General features: G+C 75.7%; 17 protein-coding genes, 1 pseudogene and 1 riboswitch. Of the genes and pseudogenes, 4 read left to right on the top strand and 14 right to left on the bottom strand.

The window, feature by feature from the left end; all coding sequences use genetic code 11:
- Nucleotides 1-14: 14 nt before the first annotated feature.
- Nucleotides 15-932 carry an EamA family transporter gene (locus AB0883_RS12760; protein WP_366641322.1) on the bottom strand — a complete coding sequence of 306 codons (918 nt, stop codon included), beginning with the start codon at nucleotides 930-932 and terminating at the stop codon, nucleotides 15-17.
- Nucleotides 933-1,041: 109 nt separating this feature from the next.
- A riboswitch (cobalamin riboswitch) is annotated at nucleotides 1,042-1,240 on the top strand.
- Between the two features lie 38 nt (nucleotides 1,241-1,278).
- On the opposite strand from AB0883_RS12760, the gene bluB reads away from it, so the two are divergent.
- Together bluB and AB0883_RS12750 are read left to right on the top strand one after the other, a co-directional pair.
- Entirely contained in the window at nucleotides 1,279-1,908 is a 630-nt protein-coding gene (gene bluB / locus AB0883_RS12755) for a 5,6-dimethylbenzimidazole synthase (RefSeq protein WP_366641321.1), read from the top strand.
- Nucleotides 1,909-2,016: 108 nt separating this feature from the next.
- Nucleotides 2,017-2,868 (top strand): Rieske 2Fe-2S domain-containing protein, encoded by an 852-nt coding sequence (locus AB0883_RS12750; RefSeq protein ID WP_366641320.1) that lies wholly within the window; start codon nucleotides 2,017-2,019, stop codon nucleotides 2,866-2,868.
- Nucleotides 2,869-3,364: 496 nt separating this feature from the next.
- Here the strand turns inward: AB0883_RS12750 and AB0883_RS12745 are convergent.
- The 12 genes and pseudogenes from AB0883_RS12745 to AB0883_RS12690 form a co-directional block, all read right to left on the bottom strand.
- Nucleotides 3,365-4,501: pseudogene (locus AB0883_RS12745) on the bottom strand (LysM domain-containing protein); the annotation flags it as partial.
- 15 nt (nucleotides 4,502-4,516) lie between these two features.
- Nucleotides 4,517-4,948: a hypothetical protein gene (locus AB0883_RS12740; protein ID WP_366641319.1), complete on the bottom strand. Its 432-nt coding sequence runs from the start codon at nucleotides 4,946-4,948 to the stop codon at nucleotides 4,517-4,519.
- Nucleotides 4,945-5,424, bottom strand: coding sequence for a TadE/TadG family type IV pilus assembly protein (locus AB0883_RS12735; protein WP_366641318.1), 480 nt, complete (start codon nucleotides 5,422-5,424; stop codon nucleotides 4,945-4,947). The genes AB0883_RS12740 and AB0883_RS12735 overlap by 4 nt, the downstream gene beginning before the upstream one ends.
- Nucleotides 5,409-5,840 (bottom strand): TadE/TadG family type IV pilus assembly protein, encoded by a 432-nt coding sequence (locus AB0883_RS12730; RefSeq protein WP_366641317.1) that lies wholly within the window; start codon nucleotides 5,838-5,840, stop codon nucleotides 5,409-5,411. The genes AB0883_RS12735 and AB0883_RS12730 overlap by 16 nt, the downstream gene beginning before the upstream one ends.
- A 210-nt stretch (nucleotides 5,841-6,050) precedes the next feature.
- Nucleotides 6,051-6,260: a hypothetical protein gene (locus AB0883_RS12725; protein WP_366641316.1), complete on the bottom strand. Its 210-nt coding sequence runs from the start codon at nucleotides 6,258-6,260 to the stop codon at nucleotides 6,051-6,053.
- Between the two features lie 26 nt (nucleotides 6,261-6,286).
- On the bottom strand, nucleotides 6,287-7,165 hold the full coding sequence (locus tag AB0883_RS12720) for a type II secretion system F family protein (protein ID WP_366641315.1): 879 nt from the start codon (nucleotides 7,163-7,165) through the stop codon (nucleotides 6,287-6,289).
- Between the two features lie 108 nt (nucleotides 7,166-7,273).
- Nucleotides 7,274-8,185, bottom strand: coding sequence for a type II secretion system F family protein (locus AB0883_RS12715; RefSeq protein ID WP_366641314.1), 912 nt, complete (start codon nucleotides 8,183-8,185; stop codon nucleotides 7,274-7,276).
- Nucleotides 8,182-9,717, bottom strand: a complete 1,536-nt coding sequence (locus tag AB0883_RS12710) for an ATPase, T2SS/T4P/T4SS family (protein WP_366641313.1) — start codon at nucleotides 9,715-9,717, stop codon at nucleotides 8,182-8,184. Before AB0883_RS12710 ends, AB0883_RS12715 begins: the two co-directional genes overlap by 4 nt.
- Nucleotides 9,707-10,507 (bottom strand): ParA family protein, encoded by an 801-nt coding sequence (locus tag AB0883_RS12705; protein ID WP_366641312.1) that lies wholly within the window; start codon nucleotides 10,505-10,507, stop codon nucleotides 9,707-9,709. Before AB0883_RS12705 ends, AB0883_RS12710 begins: the two co-directional genes overlap by 11 nt.
- Nucleotides 10,508-10,509: 2 nt before the next feature.
- Nucleotides 10,510-11,169: an SAF domain-containing protein gene (locus AB0883_RS12700; protein ID WP_366641311.1), complete on the bottom strand. Its 660-nt coding sequence runs from the start codon at nucleotides 11,167-11,169 to the stop codon at nucleotides 10,510-10,512.
- Between the two features lie 114 nt (nucleotides 11,170-11,283).
- Nucleotides 11,284-12,159 carry a hypothetical protein gene (locus AB0883_RS12695; protein ID WP_366641723.1) on the bottom strand — a complete coding sequence of 292 codons (876 nt, stop codon included), beginning with the start codon at nucleotides 12,157-12,159 and terminating at the stop codon, nucleotides 11,284-11,286.
- Between the two features lie 107 nt (nucleotides 12,160-12,266).
- Nucleotides 12,267-12,833, bottom strand: a complete 567-nt coding sequence (locus tag AB0883_RS12690) for a hypothetical protein (RefSeq protein WP_366641310.1) — start codon at nucleotides 12,831-12,833, stop codon at nucleotides 12,267-12,269.
- Nucleotides 12,834-13,431: 598 nt separating this feature from the next.
- Here AB0883_RS12690 and AB0883_RS12685 point away from each other — a divergent pair.
- Nucleotides 13,432-14,190 (top strand): A24 family peptidase, encoded by a 759-nt coding sequence (locus AB0883_RS12685; RefSeq protein ID WP_366641722.1) that lies wholly within the window; start codon nucleotides 13,432-13,434, stop codon nucleotides 14,188-14,190.
- Nucleotides 14,191-14,248: 58 nt separating this feature from the next.
- Here AB0883_RS12685 and AB0883_RS12680 read toward each other — a convergent pair whose 3' ends face one another.
- Nucleotides 14,249-14,887, bottom strand: coding sequence for a phosphatase PAP2 family protein (locus tag AB0883_RS12680; RefSeq protein WP_366641309.1), 639 nt, complete (start codon nucleotides 14,885-14,887; stop codon nucleotides 14,249-14,251).
- A gap of 263 nt (nucleotides 14,888-15,150) precedes the next feature.
- Here AB0883_RS12680 and AB0883_RS12675 point away from each other — a divergent pair, with 263 nt between their 5' ends.
- On the top strand, nucleotides 15,151-17,466 hold the full coding sequence (locus tag AB0883_RS12675; protein ID WP_366641721.1) for a glycosyl hydrolase family 65 protein: 2,316 nt from the start codon (nucleotides 15,151-15,153) through the stop codon (nucleotides 17,464-17,466).
- Nucleotides 17,467-17,496 lie beyond the last annotated feature (30 nt).

The following is a 17,496-nucleotide window of genomic DNA, read 5'->3' as shown; positions in this document are numbered from 1 at the left end:
GGCGGCGCCAGGCGTCAGTGCGGGGCGGACCGGTCCGGGCGGACCAGGGTGGCGCCCAGCGCGGCACCGACCACGCAGGCCACGCCGACCACCTGCGGCCAGGCCAGCAGCTCGCCGAGCAGGACCAGCCCGACCAGCGCCCCGATCGCCGGCTCCAGGCTGAGCAGGACCGCGAAGACCCGGGCCGGCATCCGGCGCAGCGCCGCCATCTCCGCCGAGTACGGCAGCACCGACGACAGCAGCGCCACCGCCGCGCCCAGCGCGAGGGTCCACGGGTCGAGCAGCGCCGTACCGCTGCCGGTGACCCCCAGGGGCAGCACGGCCAGCGCGGCGACCGCCATCCCCAGCGCGAGGCCCCGGCTGCCTGGCACCCGGGCGCTGACCGCCTTGCCGAGCAGTACGTAGCCGGCCCAGCCGACCGCGACGGCCACGCAGCACAGCAGCCCCAGCCGGTCCACCCCCGTCCCGCCGAGCCCGCTGATCAGCAGCACGCCCCCGCCGGCCAGCGCCGCCCACGCCACGTCGGCGAGCCGGCGGCTGCCGGCGAGCGACACCAGCAGCGGCCCGGCGAAGCCGATGGTGACCGCGACGCCCAGCGGCACCCTTTCCAGGGCCGCGTAGAAGGCGAGGTTCATCACCGCCAGGGCCAGCCCGAACGCCCCGACCAGACCGGCGGTGCGCCAGCCCAGGCGCAGCCCCGGCCGGACCAGGACCAGCAGGATGAGCGCGGCGAAGCCGAGCCGCAACGTGGTCGTACCGCCGGCGCTGGTGCTGCCGAAGAGCTGCTTGGCGACGGCCGCCCCGACCTGGGTGGAGAGCATGCCCAGCAGCATCAGCAGCGGGGGCGGCACGGCCCGGGGCTGTCCCAGCGCGAGAGTCAGTCGGGTCGCCGGTCGGCCGGCCGGCAGCGGGCGGGAGGAGAGTGCGTACACCCGGACCACAGTGGTACCGGAGCGGGCGGCCCGCGACCGGATTTCCACTGCCGCGGGTGCCCCGCGCTGCCCGTCGGACCGGAACGGACCGGGCGGCGCTAGCATCCCCGATGGCACGATCATGTGAGGTGCCCCGCGCGAGCGGGGAGAATCGGGAAGCCGGTGTGAATCCGGCACGGGCCCGCCGCGGTGACCGGGGAGCCACCGTCCACGCGTACGCGCAGCCACTGGCCCGCCCGGGCCGGGAAGGCGGACGGCCAGGCGTCGATCCGGGAGTCCGAAGACCGGCCTCGCGTCCGGTGCCCGCGTCCGGTGTGGCGTGGGCCGAGCGCAGCGGGAGCCTGCCTTGGATCTGTACGACGTCATCCACCGCCGCCGGGACGTACGCGCCCAGTTCACCGGGGCGCCGGTGCCCGAGGAGACGCTGGACCGGGTGCTGGCGGCGGCGCACGCCGCGCCGAGCGTCGGCTACTCGCAGCCCTGGGACTTCGTCCTCGTGCGCGACCCGGAGCTGCGCCGCCGGTTCCACGAGCACGTCCGCACCGAGCGGGACACGTTCGCCGCGACGCTCGACGGGGAGGCGGCCGAACGGTTCGCCCGCATCAAGATCGATGGCGTCCTGGAGTCGACGCTGTCGGTGGTGGTCACCCACGACCAGGCCCGGGGCGGCCCCGCCGTGCTCGGCCGGCACGCCATCGCCGACACCGGGCTCTACTCGACCTGCCTCGCCATCCAGAACCTCTGGCTCGCCGCGACCGCCGAGGGGCTCGGGGTGGGCTGGGTGTCGTTCTACCGCGAGCCCTGGCTCGCCGAACTGCTCGGCATCCCCGACGGGATCCGGCCGGTGGCGTGGCTCTGCCTCGGGCCGGTCACCCACTTCGAGCCCGTACCCGACCTGGCCCGGCACGGCTGGCGACAGAAGCGCCCGATGGCCGACGCGATCCACCACGACCGCTGGACGGCACGGGAGAGCTGACCTCGGTGGGGCGTCCCGTTACGGCTCTGCGGGGGCCTGATCACGTACGGCAGCGGATCCGTCACCGTCGACCGGTTTGCGGCGGCTCCTGCCGGGAAGTCGGTACGGGTGCGAGCACTCTTGACGAAGATCGAGCAGGCATCCGGCCTGGACCGGGTCGGCGACCGGTTGCAGCGCGCCGTCCAGGCCACCCTCCGACCGCAGCGGGTCCGCGACCTGCTGCACGGCGTGTGGCTGGGCCATCCGCTGCACCCGGCGATGGTGCAGGTGCCGGTCGGCGCGTGGATCAGCACGGCGGTGCTGGACCTCATGCCGGGACAGCGCCGGGCCGCCACCACACTGTGCACGGTGGGCACCGTCAGCGCCCTCCCGGCCGCGGTCGCCGGCCTCAACGACTGGGCGGCACTGGCCCGCGACCAGCGCCGGGTCGGCCTGGTGCACGCCGCGTCCAACAGCGTCGGCCTGGCGTTCTACGCCGGCTCGGTGGCCGCCCGGATGGCCGGCCGGCACAACCTCGGCCGTACGCTCGGCTTCCTCGGGCTCGGCGCCGCCAGCATGGGGGCGTACCTCGGCGGGCACCTGGCGTACAAGCAGGGCGCGCAGGTCAACCAGAGCATCTCCGAGCTGCACCGGATGAGCGACGGCTGGCACTCGATCGCGGACATGTCCGCCCTGCCGGAGCGCAAGCTGATCACCCGGGAGGTCGACGACGTCTCGGTGATCCTCTACCGGCACGGCAACGAGGTCACCGTGATGCTGGAGCGCTGCCCGCACCAGAGCGGCCCGCTGGGCGAGGGCGAGGTGCAGGAGATCGACGGGCACGCCTGCGTGGTCTGCCCGTGGCACGGCAGCGCGTTCCGCCTCAACGGCGGCGAGGTCGTGCACGGCCCGTCCGGCAACGACCAGCAGGTCCTGCCGACCCGCGTCGTCAACGGCGTCCTGGAGACCCGCCTCCCCTGACGGGCGCCTGCGCCCTCCCGACCTCCGATGTCGATCAAGAGGTTTGAGTCGAGTTCGATCTCCCTGCGTGACCAAACCTCTTGATCACCCGAGCGGTATCGGTTGGGCGGGTGCGAGCGGGGTGGGTGGGTCAGGGGCGGCGGTGGCGGCCGATCGGTGTGTCGCGGGACGAACCCGGGTGGGTTCGGCCGTGGCCGGTCAGATCGTCGTCGCGGGCGCCAGCGGTCAGCCCGCCGTCGTAGGTGCCGGTGCCGGGGGCGGTCGTGTCCGCGCGAACGGTGCCGCCGGCGTACGCGTAGCCCTGACCGGTCGGGTGCGCGGAGTCGTGGGTGCCGGTGTCCGTACCGCCCCGGTCGGCTGCGGTCGCGCTGCCGCGCGGGGCGGTGCCGATGTCCCGGCGACCCGGGCCGCGCCTGGTCGTGGTGGTGCCGCGTGCGGCGGTGCCACGGCGGGCGGCGGTCGTGGTCCGAGCCGCGCCGGCCGGTACGTGGCCCGGTCGGCGGCGTAGGCCCAGGACCGCGCCGATCTGCGCGCCGACGATGCTCGCCACCGCCAGGACGGCGGAGACCGCGAGGGGCCTGTTCACCCGATCGGGTTCGCCGGCCCGGGCGGCTCCCACCGTCACCGTCGGGGTATGACCGGCGTCCGTCTCCGCCGGGGGCGGCACCGGGGCTTCGGCGGCCGGCGGGGGCGGCGTCGCCCGCTCGGGAGCGACCTTTCCCGGTGCCGGCTGCGGGGCCGGCCGGGTGGGAGCGGGCGGGGTCGGGCGCGCGACGAGGCGGCCGGTGGCGTGCCGGCGGGCCCCCCGGTCCTCGGCGTCCCCGGGCAGCTTCAACAACTGGCCGGGGTGGATCCGGTCGGGGTCGCCGAGCCGGTTCAGCTCGGCCAACTCCCGGTAGTCGGCGAACTCGTCCAGGTAGCGCTGGGCGACGGCGCCCAGGTGGTCGCCCCGGGCCACCCGGTAGACCGCCACACCGTCGTCCGAGTCGGCCGGCGCGGACAGGTCGGCCGGCGTGGACGAGGCGGCCGATGCCGGCCGTGCAACCGGGACAGTCGTCGGGGGCTGAGCAGGCAGGGCGGCCGACAGCGGCCGGGCGGCCGGAGCGGCCGGGGCGGGCCGGGCGGCCGAGGCGGACCAGGTGTGCGCGGCCGGGCCCGGCCAGGCGGCCTCCGCGACAGCCGGCTGCGCGGTCGCGACCGCTGCCGCCGGCAGGGCGTACGGGCCGGCGACCGCCGTCGCCGCGCTCGCCGCGGGGCTGGCCGCGAGGATCAGCGCGACCGAACCGACCAGCGCGGCGGCGGCCCGTTGCTGGCGACTCATGCCCGGCAGCCGGGGCGCGGGTCGGCGCAGCGCCTGCGCGCAGAGTTCGACCAGGACGGAGAAGGCGAACGTGGCCCAGCCGAACCAGCCGGCCAGCGCCAGCGCCCGCAGGAAGAGCCGCCCGTCGTCGCGGCTGGTCAGCGTCGAGCCGATCTCCGCGACGGTGGGCAGGTGATCGGGCAACGGGTTGCCGGCGAGGGCGAGCAGCGCCACCGGCGCGCCGACCAGCACCGCGCAGAGCACGACGAGCGCGCCGAACCCGGTCAGGATGCGTCCGGTCCGCCGTACGGCGGAACGCCCCGATGCGGCCATGGCTGCCTTCCCTTCCTACGGTGCCCCGGTGAGCGGTCGCGCGGTCGCCTCGCCGGAGACGGTGACGGTCTCGTCGAAGCCGAACAGGCCGAGCATGGATCTGCGGTGCGTGACGGTGACGCGTACCCGGACCCGGGTCTCCCCGTCGACGACCGGGAAGCTGACGGTGTGGCCGGCGGCGCCGGCGGCGGCGAGGTAGTCGGCGACGGCCCGGCGGGCCTGGGGACGGTTGATCCGGGTCGGCCCGCCCGCGATGGCGGTGGCCCGGTCGATGGCCTGGCCGCCGGCGCGGGCGGCCTCGGCCGCGAGGTTGTCGGCCCGCTGCAACGTGCGCAGCTGGCCCGCGCCGTCGAAGGCCAGGCCGATGACGGAGAGGACGCCGGCCATCGCCACCGCGAGGAAGATGCTCACCCGGCCCTGGTCGCGCCGGCCGGCCACAGCGGTCATCCCCGGCTCCGGTAGCGGTCCAGCGGCGACGTGAAGCTCGCCGACACGCGCTTGCCGGCGGGCATCCCCGGCAGGACGGACAGGTGCAGGTCCCCGTAGGAGACGGTGCACGCGACCCGGACGGTGACCGAGGCGTCCTGCCCGGCCGGGCTGCGGAACGCCGCGTCGAAGCTGGTGGGGGCGCCGCGTACCGCGCCGCTGAAGGTCACCTCGGGAGTGCCGGCGCAGTTCAGGCCGCGCCAGCCGAGCTGCCGGCGGGCCGCGTCCCGGGCCTCGGCGCGGGCGGTGCGGGCGTCCCGGGAGATCGAGGCGGCGCGGGCGGCGTCGTGGGCGGCGGCGTCGATCGCCTCGGCCGCCACCGCGGTACGCCCGGTGACGCCGGCCAGCACGATCAGCGCGATGAAGGCCGGGGCGAGCACCGCCACCTCGATCGAGACCGAGCCCCGCTCGGCGGTACGGCTCACGGCGTGGTCCACCGTTCCACGGTTCCGTGCGCGGTCTGGTGCACCGGGAAGCTGACCCCGGGTACGACGGACAGGGACCGCCCGCGCACCGTGCAGGTCACCTCCGTCGTGGTGGTCTGGCAGCTCGGTGCGGGATCGTCCCAGCCGACGAGCCAGCCGCCGGCGGCCCGCAGGAACCGGACGGCCCGGGCCTCACCGGCCCCGGGCGGCGCCTGGTGCAGCCGCTGCGCGTTGACCGCGCTCTGCGCGGCGTTGAGCGCGGTGGAACGGGCGACGAACCAGGCCGCGGTCTGGATCGAGGCGAAGAGCAGCAGCAGGATCACCGGCATCACCACCGCCAACTCGACGGGGCTGGCCCCCCGGTCGACCCCGCCCACCACGAGCCGCCGCCGGACGGCCGGGACGAGGCGCCGGCCGGCGCCCGGCACAGGGCCCCGGCCGGCCCCCGGCACAGGGCACTGGCCGGCCCCCGGCACAGGGCACTGGCCGGCGCCCGGCACAGGGCCCCGGACGGCGCCCGGCACAAGGCACTGGCCGGCGGCCGGACCGGGGAGCCTGGTGGCAGCCGGGACGGGACGCCGGTCGGCGGTGGCCGCCCGGCGTCCCGGGACGGGGTCTGCTCGGCGCACGGCCCGGCGCTACTTCGGGTCCGGAGCCTGGTGGGTGGGGATGTTGTCCATCCAGTCGTTGGCGGCACCGAGGGCGGCGGCGGTGACCGCCATCGCAACGGCGACCAGACCGAAGATGATCACTGCGGTCGGTACGGGGCTGTCGCCCCGCTCGCCGTCCTCGCGCAGCTCGGCCAGGCGTATCGACAGCGCGACGTGCAGGCGGGTGATGACGGACATGGCGTGCTCCTTCTCTCGGGGTCGGATCACAGGCGGGCGATGAACGGATAGACGGCGAAGCCGAGCAGGACGAAGACGAGCAGCGCCCCGGGGATGTCGAGCCGGCTGGTCACCCCCTCGGCCCGGGCCAGGTTGTCGGTGCGGATCTGGTCGCGCAGCGAGTCGGCGCGGCTGCGCAGGGTCTCGTGCACCTGCGCGCCCTCGCTGCCGGAGGAGCGCATGATCGCCCCGACGTCGCCCAGTTCCGCGATGCCGATGCGCTCGGCGAGGTCGCGAAGCTCGTCCCACGGCGAGTGCATCTGCATCTGCGCGATCCGCAGCGACTCGGAGATGCGGTCGAAGACCCAGCCGTCGCAGACCGCCGCCGCCCGCTCCAGCGACTGCACCGGCCCGTGCGCGGCGGAGAGCTGGAGGGCGACCAGGTCGAGGTAGGTGCAGACCGCCTGGCGGAACTCGTCGCGCGCCTTGTCCGCCCGGTCCAGCACCGACCGGTGCGCGATCAGGGCGCAGAGCAGCGCCAGCCCGAGGCTGCCGAGCACGGGTACGACCACCGGCAGCCGGATGCCGACGGCGAACAGGGTGACGCCCAGCAGCGTCGGCGCGGCGAGCCCGATCAGCGCGGAGAGCAGCATCGACAGGGCGTACTGCTCGGGTGTCCGGTCGATCAGGGCGAGCTGCCGGTGCGGTGGCCGCAGCCAGCGGGACAGTCCGGTGAGCCGCTCCAGCCGCCGGTCGGCGGGCGTGGCGAGCTGCCCGGCGCCGGCCGGCTGGTGCAGCCGGCGCAGCGCGGGCCCGAGCGCGGGGGTGGCCGGCACCAGCTCGCGGACCACCAGGAAGGCGCCCAGCCCGACCGCCGCCCCGCCGCAGACGGCGACGGCGAGCTGCCAGTTGAGGACGACACTCACGGGGCCGGCCTTTCGTTCGCGGCTGCGGGGCTCGCAAGCTCACTCCTCGCGCTCACGGGGCTGGCCTTTCGTTCGCGACTGCGGGGCTCGCAAGCTCACTCCTCGCGCTCACGCGAGCACCTCCTCCGGGGCCGGGGCGGGCAGGAAGCGCGCCGGCCGGCGGGGCTGGCTCATCGACCGCACCCAGGCCAGCAGGCCGACGAAGGCCGCGCCGAGCGCCGCCATCACGAGCTGCCCGAAGGGCGTGCCGTACGGGCTGATGTACTCGGTGTTGAGCAGCCCGTACGCGACGGTGGCCAGGGTCATCCCGGTGAGGAAGCGGACCGCGAAGCGGGGCTGGGTGCGCTTCGCCTCGATCTCCCGGCGGGTGGCCACCTCGGCCGCCGCCGCTCCGGCGATCGAGCCGAGCACGTCGCCGAGGCGTTCGCCCCGGTCGGTCACGTGCAGGATCAGCGCGGCCACCACCTGGTCGCAGACCGGGTCGCCGATCTCGTCGGCGAAGGCGAGCAGCGCGGAGCGGGCCAGCCAGCCGGCCTGGAGGCGGGCGGCGAGCAGCCGTACCTCCTCCTGGATCTCCTCGGGCGCGGTGGCGACCGTGCCGATGATGGTCTGCTGGAGCCCCTGGCCGGTGGCGGAGACGTCCTTGAGCCGGCGGGTCCACTCGCCGACCGCCTCGATGCGGGCGATGGCCCGCTGCTCGGCCTTGCCGACGGAGAACAGCCACGGGGTGCCCGGGACGGCCACCGCGACCAGCAGGCCGACGACCGGCAGGCCGGTGACGAGGAAGGCCAGCGCGCCCGCGACCAGGGCGGCGACCAGCAGCGCCTGGTGCGCCCGCTGCTCGCGCGGGGTGGTGCCCGGGCCCTTCCACAGCCGGCCCAGGCCCCGGCCCGCGCCGGGCCTGCCGCCGGGAGGCCGGCGGGTGCCGACCAGCGCGACGACCGCCAGCAGCAGCCCGGCCACGCAGGCGGCACCGGAGGCCACCGCGACGAGTTCGACGTTGTCCAGCACCGGGGTCACCGCCCTCCGAGCCGGGTGTGCCGGGGCCGTCGCCACGCGCCCGTGCCGGCCTCGATCCACCGGCTGAGCAGCCGGGCGTCGTAGCCGACGCGCAGGAGCTGGGCGCGGATCCGCTCGGGCAGGTGCCGGGGTACGGCCCGCCCGTCCGGCCCGGGCCCGAACACCTGGGTGGTGGTGATCCGGTTTCCGTCGCCGACGCCGATGACCTCCTCGACGTGCGAGACGAAGCGGTGCTTGCGCCCGCCGATCGCGGTCTCGTCCTCGACGGTGACGTAGACGATCAGGTCGAGCGCGTTGCCGGCCATCCGGCGGGCCTGGTCGACGGTCATCTCCCGGCCGTGCGCGAGCGCCAGTTCGATGATCCGCTCGCTCACCCCGGCGGGCGTACGCGCGTGGATGGTGCACATCGAGCCGCGGCTGGTCGTCATGGCCTGGAGCATCGGGACGATCTCCCGGGACCGGACCTCCCCGACGATGATCCGCAGCACGCCCATCCGCAGGGAGACCGGGATCAGGTCGGCGATGCTCACCTCGCCGGCCGGGCGGCCGTCCGCCCCGCGCTCGCCGTGGCCCTCCCGGGACTCGAAGCTCATCACCGCCCGGTGCTTGAGCCGGCGGCGGGCCGGCAGCAGCTCGCGGCTCTCCTCCAACAGCACGTACGGCTCGTCGGCCGGGATCTCGTCCATCAGCGCCCGGATGACGGTGGTCTTCCCGGCGCCCGCGAGGCCGGCCACCATGATGTTCAGCCCGGCGCGCATGGACGCGCGGAGGAAGTCGCGCACCAGCGGGTCGATCATCTCGTCCAGGTCGCCCCGGCCCCCGGCGAGGTCGTCGAGGCTCACGTCCAGCGTGTTGTGCTTGCGGATCACCGCGTACGGGCGGTGGCTGACCAGGAACACCGCGGCGAGCCGGCTGCCGTCGGGCAGTTGCAGGTCGAGGGTGGGCTTGGACGTCGACAGCGAGCGTTCGGTGGCCCCGGCCCGGCGGGCCGCCGCCTGGAGGATCTCCACCAGCTCGTCGTCGCTGTCGGCGATCGGCTCCACCCAGTCGACCCCGCCGCCGTGGCGGGTGACGCGCACCTGGTCGCAGCCGAGGATGTGCACCTCCTCGATGGTGTCGTCGACCAGCAGCGTCTGGAGGCGGCCGAGCCCGGCCAACTCGGCGGTCACCTGGTCGAGCAGGAGCCGCTCCTCGCCGGCCGCCATCGGGGTGCCGGCCCGGCGCACCGCGTCGGCGTACTCGGCGACCACCGTCACCGCGAGCCGGGCGCGCTCGGTGTCCTCCTCGTCGACGGTGAACTCCCGGCCGCGCTGCCACAGGGCGAGCCGCTCGCTGAGCTCCCGGCGTAGCTCGCGGACCACCTGGAAGTCGACCCGGGGCCGAGGCGGCGGCTGCTCCGGACGCGGCGCGGTGACCGGCACCGGTAGCGGGACGGGGTGGTGCCGGCCGTTGGGCGGGGTCAGCGGCGGCGCCGTGGAGGTGGCGCCGGAGGGCTGCCGGCGCGGGTCGCCGGAGACCGGTTCAAACCGCACCCGGCACCCCCTGCGACACGGGCCAGGCCAGCCGGGCGCGCCGGCGTTCCAGCAGCGCCCCGACCGGCACCTCCAGGGCCCCGGCCGCGCGCATCAGGGGCCGAGCGGCCCGCACGGTGCCGCCCAGGCCGAGCACCTCGGCCGTACGCGGATCGTGCGGCATCCGGGCGATGACCGGCAGCCGCAGCGCCTTGCTGACCTCGCCGCTGCCGTGGCCGTCGCCGACCAGCAGCAGCCGCAGGGTGCCCGGCGGCACCCGGTGCTCGGCGAAGTCCCGCTCGATCGTCCTGGCCATGGCCCGGGTGCCGGAGAGGTCGGGGAGCCGGGCGCCGCTGACCAGCAGCACCACCGAGGCGGCGCGCAGGATCGGCCACGGTGGACCGACGACGTGCAGCCGCCCGCAGTCCACCACCACGTCGTACGGCGGGTCGCCGCCCTCCAGGCTGCCGAAGAAGTCGGCGAACCGCTGCCAGAGCGGGGTGACGCTGCCGGCCTGGGCGGGGTCGACGACGCCGGGCAGCAACAGCCGTTCCCGCTTCGGCGCGTCCAGGTCGACCAGTTGCGACCAGAACGCCGACTCCAGGTTGCCGTCGCGCAACTCGCCGACCGCCAGCTCGCCGATGCCCCGGGGACCGTCCAGCGCGCCGCCCAGGTAGCCGGCGAGGATCGACCCGCCGGCCGGGTCGCACTCGGCGAGCACCAGCCGTCGGTGCCAGGTCAGGGCGCAGGCCAGGGCGGTGGTGGTGACGCCCGGGGAGCCCTTCGCCGACACCAGCGCGATGATCGCCACGGTCAGGCCGCCTCGGTCAGCACGAGGGCGATCCGCTCCTGACTGGACAACGCGACGACGGCCGGCACGTCCCGGACGGCCAGCGCCAGGTAGACCACCACCTCGTCGTCGTCGTCGGAGGTGACGGCGTCGATGACCGTCGCCTCGAACCGGGTGGCGGCGCCCGCCGGGCGGTCGTCGTCGCCGTCCGGCGTGCTGACCAGCAGGAGCTTGTCGCCGGGGTGGAGCTTGCGGGCGGGCACCTCGGCGGGGTTCAGGCCCAGCGCGAGCTGCTGCTGGCCGGGCCCGAGCAGCGGGTCGTCCGTGAGCTGGGCCATCGTCAGCAGCGTGCCGGGGGTCAGCGACACGGCGGCCCGCTTGCCGACCACCTCGTCGAGCCGGCCGGCGGGCACCGGGGACAGCCCCTGGCCGCCGGCCACCTGCACCGGGACCAGGTCGTCGGCGCTGACCTGCCGGCCGACCTCGACCGGCCGGGCCACCGCCAGGTAGCTGCCGGTGGCGCGTACCGAGGTGACCGCGAACGCCGCCCCCAGGCCGCCGAGGGCGATCAGCAGCACCGCCAGGCCGAGCAGCCCGGGCCGCATCCGGCGCTGCCGGACCACCCGGGGCGGGGCGACCGGCGCGTCCACCGGTCCGGTTCCGTTGCGGGTCGCCACACTCACCGAACCATCTCCGTTCGCGACTGCGGGGCTCGCAAGATCGGCTCACTCCTCGCGCTCACCGAACCGTCTCCGTTCGCGACTGCGGGGCTCGCAAGATCGGCTCACTCCTCGCGCTCACTGGGCCACCACCTGTAGTTCGTTGATCCGGACCGGGACCGTTCCCGTGGTCCGGTTGACCGGGATGACGCCGCTCTGGCCGCCGCCCTCCCAGGTCACCGTCCAGTAGGTCGTGGCGCGTACCCGGTAGTCGCCGGCCTTCGGGTAGCCCTTGGCGTAGCCGCAGTCGGGGGAGGGGCGGCCGGCGAGCGGGCCGTCGGCCCGGTACGGGGTGCCGGCGCCGGAGCAGGTGACCGTGCTGCCGTTGCCCATGTTCCAGACGATCCGGTCGAACGTCGCCGTGATCCGCACGGTCAGGCCCCGCTCGGTCTCCGACGCCTCCTGGGTCGGCCCGAAGTACTTCCGGTCGTCGTTGCGGCCCCACATCCAGACCGGCAGCCCGACCAGGCCGGGACCGTTGCTGCGGCGGGGGGCGACCGCGATCCGGGGCGCCGCAATGGTGATCTTGGCCAGCGCCCTGCGGGCGAGTTCCTCCGGGTCGGGCGGCGCGCCGAAGCCGGGCGGCGGGGCGTCGCGCAGGACCGTGGTCTGGGAGCCGAGGTCGCCGCCGTTGCAGGTGCGCACGTACCACTGCTGGCCCTCGGGGGCCTCGGGCTGCGGTTCGGCGAGCTTGTAGTAGCAGCCGTCGCCGTTGTTGAACCAGCCGAGCACGCTGTCGTAGCACTTGACGGTGCGGCCGTTCCACTGGCACTTGGCGCTGCCGCCCCCGCCGCCCGGGTCGCCGCCCCCGCCGTCGTCCCCGCCGCCCCCGGGATCGCCCGGGGCGCCGGGATCGTCGTCCCAGACGCTGCAGTCGCTCTGCCCCGGCGGGCACTCCGCGCCGGGGTCCGCGCGTTTCCCGGCGGTCGCGGGCACGGCCACCCCGAGCGCCAGCAGCAGGACCAGGCCGACGCCCGCGAGCGACCGGCGGGCCGTCCCGCTCCGGCCGCCACCGTCGGCGGTACGGACGACCTCCGTCCCGGCGTCCCGTCCCGCCCGCGTCAGCACGGCAGGTCCTCGTGGGCGGCGCCGGCGCTGATCAGCCAGCGGCCGTCCGGGAAGCGGGTGGCGGTGGCGGTGGCCAGGTGCCGCGTTCCGCCGGTGCCGGGCACGACCCGCTTGTCCCTGGCGTAGACGAGCCGGTAGCCGGTGGCGTCCAGGCAGTCCTGGATCTCCACCGTGGGCGGGCTCGAATCCAGGCTCACCGAGGTCACGGTGGGGTCGGAGACCAACGTGCCGGTACGCATCGCGCCGTGCTCCTTCGCCTTGCGGATGGTCAGCCGGACCCGGGTCAGCAGCGGGTCGGCGAGGAACCGGGACAGCTCCGGATGGTGGGGGTCGCCGCGCCCGCTCGCCTTGCGGGAGGCGGCGAGATATCCGGCGTACGCGGTCAGCGCCGCCTTCTTCGCCGCCTGCACGTCGGCGGCCCGGTGGGTGGGGGCGGGAGCGTCCCCGGCGGTCGCCGCCCGGGGGGTCGTCCCCGGCTCGGCGCCGCAGGCCGGGCCCGCGCCGAGCGCCGCGATGGCGAGCAGGCAGGTTGCCCATCGGCTGAACCGCCGTCCGCGCACGTCGTGCCTCCTCGGTGGCCACCCGGGGCCGGTCCGGCGGCCGCCGGGCATGCGACGGCGCGGCCGGACGGGGGCATCCGGACCTGTCGGAAAGCGCCGATGCATTTGCCGTTGCTGATCTCTACAAAAGCGATGTCCCGCGTCGTCCCGTCTTCTCGTTGTGGGTTGCACCACACCCAAGGGGCGAGCATAGGCTGACGTTCGCCGATGCAACAGAGGCAATTCATTCGAATACCGTGAGTGATGACGGGTGGTGGCGGCGGGTGGTCGAGGCTGGTGCGGGCGGGTCGGGCGGCGGGGATCGGTGGGGCGGCGGCGTGGGAAGCGCGCGCGGCGGGGGAGGCGTCGTCGCGGTGGCGGGCGGTTGTCCCGGACGTGGCGTCTGGTCCGATCCGTCCCCCGCGCCGACGCATCGACATTTCGCCAAGATGGGATTCCCGCCTATTTGCAGGCGCCATTTCCGCGCGCTGTGCCGCGCTTCGCGGGGCAGGGGCGCGGGCTGCTCCGCCCGTTACCGACCGAGAGTCGACGCACTACTCACCGTGGTCGCCGGCGCCGGCCTCCGGGGGCGGCCGTGGCGCTGACCGGGCCGCCGGCGGTGGCGGAGCCGACCGCACCGGAGGCCGCCGCGCGCGGGGCGCGGCTGCTGGCCGTGCTCGCGCTCGCCCCGGCGCTCCGGCTCGCCGTGATCCGGCACGCCGTACCGCCGGGGGTGGCGACCCGGACCGGGTGCGACGCGTGCGGCGCACCGGTCGGGCTGGCCCGGCCCTGGCCGGCGCTGGGCCCGCCGGCGCGGTGCGGGCGGTGCGGGGCGCGCGTCGGCCCGCCGCCCGGCACGGTGGAACTCGCCCTCGCGGCGGCCGTCGGGGCGCTGGTGCTGCTCGGGCCGCCCGGCGTCGTGCTGGCCGCCACGGCCTGGTGGCTGGGCTGGGCGATCCCGCTGGTCTTCGTCGACGCGGCCGTGCGCCGGCTGCCGGACCGGCTCACCTGGCCCGCCGCGGCCGGGACCTGGCTGTTGCTGGGGCTGGCCGCTCTCGCCGGGGCCGGTCCGGCGCCCTGGCTGCGCGCCACCGCCGCCGGCCTCGCGCTGGCGCTCCTCTTCGCCGCCACCACGCTGCTGCTCGGTCGGCGCGGCTTCGGCCTCGGCGACGCCAAGCTGGCGCTCGGCGTCGGCGCGCTGCTGGGCTGGTACGGCTGGGCCGCGCTGGTCGCCGGGCTGGTGTTCGCCCTGCTGCTGTCCGGGCTGGTCGGCGTCGCGCTGCTGGCCGCCCGCCGGGTCGGCTGGCGCAGCCACCTCCCCTTCGGCCCGTTCCTCGTCCTCGGCACCCTCGCCGCCCTGGCCGTCCTCCCCGCCTGACCCGGGCGGCCTTCCGTTCACGCTCCGCCCGGGCCGGTTCCGCCGTTCCCGCGAGCGGTCAGCGGCGGGACGTCGGGGTGGCCGGGTCGCGGACGGGGCGCTCGGCCTGGCGGGCGCGGCGGTGCAGCAGCCCGGCGGCGGGGCGGGCGAACAGCGGGGTGAGCAGCGCGGCGAACAGGGCGCCGAGCAGGACGCCGGCGACCACGTCGTGCGGGTAGTGCACGCCGACGAAGGTGCGGGAGAACGCGGCCAGCGCCGCCAGCGGCAGCGCCACCAGGCCGACCCGGCGGGACAGCAGCAGCGTCGCCACCGCCAGACCGCCCGCGATCGTGGAGTGGTTGCTGGGGAACGACCAGTCGCCCGTCGGCGGGCACTCGCCGGCGATGATGGCGAGCTCGGTGGCGAGCGCCCGGCACGGGCGCTCCTGGTCCACCACCGTCTTCAACAACTCGCTGCACCCGTACGCGAGCACCACCGGCGTCGGCGACACCAGGGCCAACGCGCGGTCGCGCGGCCCGCCCCCGAGCCGGGACACGGCCGCGATCAGCCACAGGGCGCCGAGCAGCAGGATCGCGCCCTCGGTGAAGTGCTCGGCGAACCACTGCACCGGTTGCGGGGTGTCGGCGGCGAAGTCGACGATGTCCTGGTACCACTCGACACTGACCTTCGGAACATCCGGCGTGTCCACATCAACCATGTTTCACCTCACCGATCGTTCATACCTCGTTTAGCTCCCAGACAACCCTGGAATACCTGGAAGCCGGGCGCAGTGTGCATTGGTCGGGGGCCGACCCCGACTTTCGTCTCAGCGACCTCTCAGCCCCATCTGCTTCGATTGGCCCGGTACGTCGGACTTCCACTGGAGGCGCTGTGCACGACACCCCCATCGCCGATCGGCCGCCGACCGGGCAGGTCACGGGGGACGACGAGGCCTGGCGGATCCGGCGTACGGAGGCGGACATGGACCGCCTCGCCGAGACCGAGTCGATCTTCGCCTTGGGCAACGGCTGGGTCGGCTGGCGCGGCAACCTGGACGAGGGCAGGCCCTACGGGATGCCCGGCACCTACCTCAACGGCTTCCACGAGCGCCGCGAGCTCGACTACCCCGAGGACGGGTACGCCTTCCCGCAGTTCAGCGACACGGTGATCAGCGCGCCGAACGCGGCCCTGATCCGCCTCTGGGTCGGCGGCGAGCCGCTGGACGTGCGTACCGGCACGCTGCGTACCCACGAGCGGGTGCTCGACCTGCGGGCCGGGGTGGTCGAGCGGCACACCGAGTGGATCTCGCCGGCCGGGCACGGCGTACGCGTCCGCAGCGTCCGGCTGGTCTCGCTGCCCCGGCGTCCGGTGGCCGCCGTCCGGTGGTCCGTCGAGCCGTTGGACGGCACGGTCGAGGTGCGGGTCTGCGCCGACCTGCTCGCCAACGAGCGGGTGCCCGAGCGCGCCGACGACCCCCGCGCCGCCTCCGTCATCACCGACCCGCTGACCGCCGAGTACCGCCACTCCGACGGGCGCGACGGCGTCCTCGTCCACCGCACCGGGCACAGCGGGCAGCGGGTCGCCGTCGCCGTCGCGCACGAGGTGCGGGCCCCGGACGGCTTCGCCCCCGGCGTCGACTGCACCCCGGACCGGCTGCGCCTCACGCTGACCGGGACGCTGCGCGCCGGCGAGCGGCTCGAGCTGACCAAGTTCGCCGCGTACGAGTGCACCCCGGTGGACGCCATGCCCCCGGAGGAACTGGCCCGCCTGGTCGTCGCGGAGGCCGACGCGGCCCGCGCGGAGGGCTTCGACGCCCTGCTGGCCGGCCAGCGCGCGGCGCTGGACGTCGCCTGGCAGACCGCCGACGTGCAGCTCGACGGCGACGCCGAACTCCAGCAGGCCATCCGGTTCTCGGTGTTCCACCTGCTCCAGGCGGGCCGGGCCGACGGTGACCGGACCATTCCCGCCAAGGGGCTGACCGGCAACGGCTACGACGGGCACGTGCTCTGGGACACGGAGGGCTACGTGCTGCCCGTGCTGACCTACCTCGACCCGCCGCTGGCCCGCTCGGCGCTGCGCTGGCGGCACGCCCACCTGCCGGAGGCCCGCGAGCGCGCGGCGGAGCTGCGGCTGACCGGGGCGACCTTCCCGTGGCGGACCCTCGGCGGGCGGGAGTGCTCCGGCTACTGGCCGGCCGGCACGGCCGGGCTGCACCTCAACGCCGACATCGCCGACGCGGTGCTGCGCTACGTCGCCGCCACGGGCGACGAGGAGTTCCTCGCCGGGCCGGGGCTGGAACTGCTGGTCGAGACGGCCCGGCTCTGGCACGGCTTCGGCCACTGGTCCGACACCGGCACCTTCCACCTGCACGGCGTGACCGGCCCCGACGAGTACAGCGCCCTGGTCGACGACAACGTCTTCACCAACCTGATGGCCCGGCGCAACCTGCGCGGGGCCGCCGACGCCGCCGAGCGGCTCCCCGGGGCGGCGGGCCGGCTCGGGGTCGACGCGGCCGAGGTGTCGGCCTGGCGCGCCGCGGCGGACGCGGTCTTCGTCCCGTACGACCGCAAGCGGGGGGTGCACCAGCAGTCGGCCGGCTTCACCGAGCAGCCGGAGTGGGACTTCGCGGACACCTCCGACGACGACTACCCGCTGCTGCTGCACTTCCCCTACCTGGAGCTGTACCGCAGGCAGGTGGTCAAGCAGGCCGACCTGGTGCTCGCCATGCAGCGCTGCCCGGGGGAGTTCACGGCCGACGAGAAGGCCCGCAACTTCGCCTACTACGAGGCGCGGACGGTCCGGGACTCGTCGCTGTCGGCCTCCCCGCAGGCCGTGCTCGCCGCCGAGGTCGGCCACCTCGACCTGGCGTACGACCTGTTCGCCGAGTCGGTGCTCCAGGACCTGGCGGACCTCGGCGACAAGACCGGCGACGGGCTGCACCTGGCGTCGCTGGGCGGGGCGTGGCTGGCCCTGGTGCAGGGCTTCGGCGGGCTGCGCGACGACCGGGGGGTGCTCTCCTTCGACCCCCGGCTGCCGGCGGCGATCGACCGGCTCGCCTTCAGCCTGCGCTGGCACGGCCACCGGCTGCGGGTCACCCTGACCTCCGACGAGGCCCGCTACGAGCTGCCGGACGCCGACCCGGACGCCGGCATCGAGGTGTGGCACCACGGCGAGCCGCTCCGGGTCACCGGGGCCGGGCCGGTCACCCGGCCGATGCCCGAGGTGCCCGACCCGGGGCCGGAGCCGCCCTCCCCGCCCGGCCGCCGCCCCACCCGCCGCTCCGCCGGCGACCGCTGAGGCGTACGGGCGCGGCTCGGTAGGGTGGCG

This window comes from Micromonospora sp. NPDC047812 (assembly GCF_040704175.1).
In the GTDB taxonomy this organism is placed as follows: Bacteria; Actinomycetota; Actinomycetes; order Mycobacteriales; family Micromonosporaceae; genus Micromonospora.
The sequence above is the reverse complement of the archived record's forward strand: the minus strand, read 5'-3'. Positions and strand labels throughout refer to the sequence as shown.